This is a genomic window from Xanthomonas sp. SHU 166 (assembly GCF_000364685.1).
GTDB lineage: Bacteria > Pseudomonadota > Gammaproteobacteria > Xanthomonadales > Xanthomonadaceae > Xanthomonas_A > Xanthomonas_A sontii.
Genome location: NZ_AQOJ01000740.1, coordinates 1 through 3933, shown reverse-complemented (window position 1 = coordinate 3933; position 3933 = coordinate 1). Strand labels below are relative to the sequence as shown.

Annotated in this window: 3 protein-coding genes and 1 pseudogene; all 4 read left to right on the top strand. The window is 71.9% G+C overall.

What is annotated here, in order from left to right; translation table 11 throughout:
• Positions 1 to 61 precede the first annotated feature (61 nt).
• Positions 62 to 1294 (top strand): amidohydrolase family protein, encoded by a 1233-nt coding sequence (locus D180_RS17190; protein WP_017913770.1) that lies wholly within the window; start codon positions 62 to 64, stop codon positions 1292 to 1294.
• Positions 1291 to 1986 carry a methyltransferase domain-containing protein gene (locus D180_RS17185; protein ID WP_017913769.1) on the top strand — a complete coding sequence of 232 codons (696 nt, stop codon included), beginning with the start codon at positions 1291 to 1293 and terminating at the stop codon, positions 1984 to 1986. The genes D180_RS17190 and D180_RS17185 overlap by 4 nt, the downstream gene beginning before the upstream one ends.
• A gap of 23 nt (positions 1987 to 2009) precedes the next feature.
• The gene (locus D180_RS17180) at positions 2010 to 3521 is read left to right on the top strand and encodes a radical SAM protein (protein WP_017913768.1); all 1512 of its coding nucleotides are present in this window, start codon (positions 2010 to 2012) and stop codon (positions 3519 to 3521) included.
• Positions 3522 to 3523: 2 nt separating this feature from the next.
• A pseudogene (locus D180_RS17175) lies at positions 3524 to 3933 on the top strand (glycosyltransferase family 1 protein); the annotation flags it as partial.

Sequence of the window (3933 nt, the reverse complement as noted above, 5' to 3'; positions counted from 1 at the left end):
GTTGGCCGCTGCTGCGCGACATGGGCGATCACTTCCTGATCGTGCTGCGCAAGCGCTGAGCATGGCCGCGTCTGCCGCCCCCATCGACCTCTGCCTGGAGGGTGCGCGCGTCGCGCACGCCTGTGGGGCGGTGCACGCGCCGCTGGCGCTGCGCGCCGGCCGCATCGCCGCGGCGGCCACGCCGGCCGCGCTGCGCATCGATCTGCACGGGCAGTTGGTGCTGCCCGGCTTGATCAACGCCCACGAGCATCTGCACGTCAATGCGGTGCCGCCGCTGCCGCAGGCTGCGCCGTTCGCCAACAGCTATGCCTGGATCGACGCCTTCGCCGCGCATTTCCGCACGCCGGCGGTGACCGCCGCGCTGGCCCTGCCCAAGTCGTTGCGGCTGCGCCATGGCGGGTTGAAGAACCTGCTGGCCGGGGTGACCTGCGTGGCCCATCACGATCCCTGGCATGCCGCGCTGGACGCGGCCGACTTCCCGGTGGCGCTGCTGCGCGATTTCGGCTGGAGCTACACCTTGCACGGCCCCGACTACGGACCGCCGCTGGCACAGAGCTTCGCCGCGGCGTCCGCCGCCGGCTGGCCGTGGATGATCCACCTGGCCGAAGGTACCGACGCGGTGGCCGCCAGCGAACTCGCCGAGCTGGAGCGGCGTGGCTATCTGGCGGACAACACGGTGCTGATCCACGGCGTGGGCCTGGGCGCGGACGACGTCGCCCGCGTGCTCGCCTGCGGCGCGGCGGTGGTGTGGTGCCCGAGCAGCAACCTGACCCTGCTCGGACGCACCCTCGATCCGCAGCGCCTGAGCGCGGCCGGGCGCCTGGCGCTGGGCAGCGATGCGCGGGTCAGCGGCGGCCGCGACCTGCTCGAGGATCTGCGCCTGGCTGCCGCCCACGGCCTGGACCCGACCCAGGCACTGCGCCTGGCCACGACCGCCGCGGCCGACATCCTGCGCATGCCGGATCGCGGGCATCTGGCGACGGGCGCACACGCCGATCTGCTGATCGTCGCCGACCGTGGCGGGGCGCCTGCCAACAGCCTGGTCGGGCTGCCGCGCAGCGCATTGCGCGCGGTCGTGCGCGACGGGCGGCCGCGGATCGCCGATCCCGATTTCGCCGCGTGGTTCGCTGCCGCCGGCGTGGACACGGTACCGGTGACGCTGGACGGGACCCCCAAGCTGCTCGCAGCGGAGCTGGCAGACCCGACGCTGCTCGCGCTGGAGCCGGGCCTGGAACTTCACGTTGCGCCACCGCGTTCACACACGACACAACTGTCGCAGGAATGCACGGCATGAGCGCCGTCCCGACCCTCGATCCGCTGACCGCCTATGCGCTGTGGGCGGACAGCTACCCGGCGCAGGCGCACAACCCGGTGATGCAGGCCGAGCAGCGCGCCATGCTGGCCTTGCTGCCGCCGTCGTTGCGCGGCCAGCACGTGCTCGATGCCGGCTGCGGTAGCGGCCGCTACCTGCTGCATGCGCTGCAGCGTGGCGCCGGCCACGTCACCGGCGTGGACCTGTCGCCGCAGATGCTGGCACGCGCCGCGCAGGAACTGGGCGACGTCGATACCGGCCGCTACGCGCTGCACGAAGGCCGCCTGGAGGCCTTGCCGCTGGCCGATGCCAGCACCGACCTCAGCATCTGCGCGCTGGCGCTGGGACATCTGCCGCAGTTGCCGCTGGCCCTGGCCGAGTTGCGCCGCGTCACCAGGCCCGGCGGTTGGGTGCTGTGCAGCGACGTGCATCCGATCGGCCCGGCGCTGGGCTGGCGCCGCGACTTCAAGGCCGGCGGCCAGCGCTACGCGGTGCGCCACACCCAGCACCTGTACAGCCACTGGCACGCCGCCTGCGCCGCGCTCGGGCTGGCCATCGACGCGGTCAGCGAACCGATGCTCGACCCGGCCGACATCCCCGCCGGTGCCCATTTCGATCCCGCTGCATTGCAGGTGCCGGTGGCCCTGGTGCTGCGCCTGCGGCGCCTGCCGTGACCTCCGTCCTGCGTCCGCACCGTATGTCCTCCACATCGAACACGCTGCTGGTCAATCCCACCATCACCAAGCCGTCCAGCGCCCGCTTTCCGCTGTCGCTGCTGAACCTGGCGGCGGCGCTGGATCGCACGGGCGACAGCCGCATCATCGACGGCAACGTCGACCGCGACTTCATCGACCGCAGCCTGCAGGCGCTGCAGGAGCAGCGCTTCGATGCGGTCGGCATCAGCGTGATGGGCGGACCGCAACTGGCACCGTCGATCGCCCTGTCGCAGGCCATCCGTGCGCGCTTCCCGGCACTGCCGATCGTGTGGGGCGGCTATTTTCCCACGCTGTACCCGGACACCGCGCTGGCCGCGCCGTACGTGGACTACGCGATCCGCGCGCAAGGCGAGGACACCTTGCCGGAACTGCTGGCCGCCTTGCGCGGCGAGGGGCCGACGCTGGCGCAGGTCGACGGGCTGTCCTGGAAGCACGACGGCGCCGTGGTGCACAACCGCAACCGCGCCTTCCAGCGCGGCGACGCGTTGCCATCGCTGCCGTACGAGAAGCTCGGCGAACCGCGCCGCTATCTCGGCCGTACCTTCCTCGGCCGCCGCACCGCCTCGCACCAGGCCGCGCTGGGTTGCCGCTTCCGCTGCACCTTCTGCGGGGTGGCGGCGATGTTCGGCGGCGCCACCGCCTTGCCGACCGCGGCACGCCTGGAGCGCGAGCTTGGGTATCTGAAGTACGGCCTGGGCGCGGACTCGATCCAGTTCTTCGACCACAACTTCTTCGACCGCGAAGCCGACATGATCCCGCTGCTGGAGGTGATGGCGAAGCTGGAACTGCCGTGGTGGTGCTACGCCCGCGCTGACGCGCTGCTCAACCTGTCCGAGAGCACCTGGAAACTGGTGCGCAGGAGCCGCCTGCGCATGGCCTACATCGGCGCCGAGTCGCCGAGCGGGGCGATGCTCAAGGAGATCCGCAAGGGCACGCGCCCGGACCAGACCCTGGAAGTGGCCGAACTGTGCCGGCGCAACGGGGTGATCCCGGAGCTGTCGTTCATGGTCGCGCCACCGCAGGACAGCGAGCGCGAGACCGAGCAGACCTTCGAGTTCATCCGCGAGCTGAAGCGGATCAACCCGCAGTCGGAAATCATCGTCTACGTGTATACCCCGCTGCCGGACAGCAGCCGCCACGAGAAGGACCGCGGCCGCCGCGCCGGCACGCCCTTGCTCGATCGCGACGGGGTGCCGGTGCAGTTCCCGCGCACGCCGGAGGAATGGGCGCAGCCGCAGTGGGTGGACTACGCCTGCCACGCCGATGCGCCCTGGCTCACCGATGCGCTGCGCCAGCGCATCCGCGATTTCGTCACCGTGCTCGGCTGCCGCTATCCCACCGCGCAGGACCAGCGCTCGCCGGGCTGGGCCAAGCGCGGCCTCAGCGCGCTGGCCGCGTGGCGCTACCGCTACCGGCGCTACGACCGGCCATGGGAACTGAACCTGGCCAACCGGCTGGTGCGCCTGCACCGGCCGCAGGTATCCGGGATCTGAGCATGGACGGCAACGTCGACCGCGCCGTGCATGCCGTGCAACTCAACTTCGTGCCGTTGCCGGACGGGGTGACGCCGGAGCAGGCGTTCGCGCTGTGGCCGTCGCTGGCCGACATCGCCGAGGCGGTGGCCAGCGCCGGCACCCGCGTTTCGGTGATCCAGGCCGCCGCGGTCGATGCGCACCTGCAGCGCAACGGCGTGAACTATCACTTCGTGCGCCATGCCGAGACCGCGCGCCGGCGCCATCTGCGCCGCATCGCCGCGCTGCTGGCCGAGCTGGAGGCCGACGTGGTGCACGTGCACGGCCTGCAGTTCGCGCGCGAGGCGGCGACGCTGGCGCGCTGGCGGCCGTCGCGGCCAATCCTGCTGCAGGACCACGCCAACCGTCCGCCGCGCTGGTGGCGGCGGCCGCA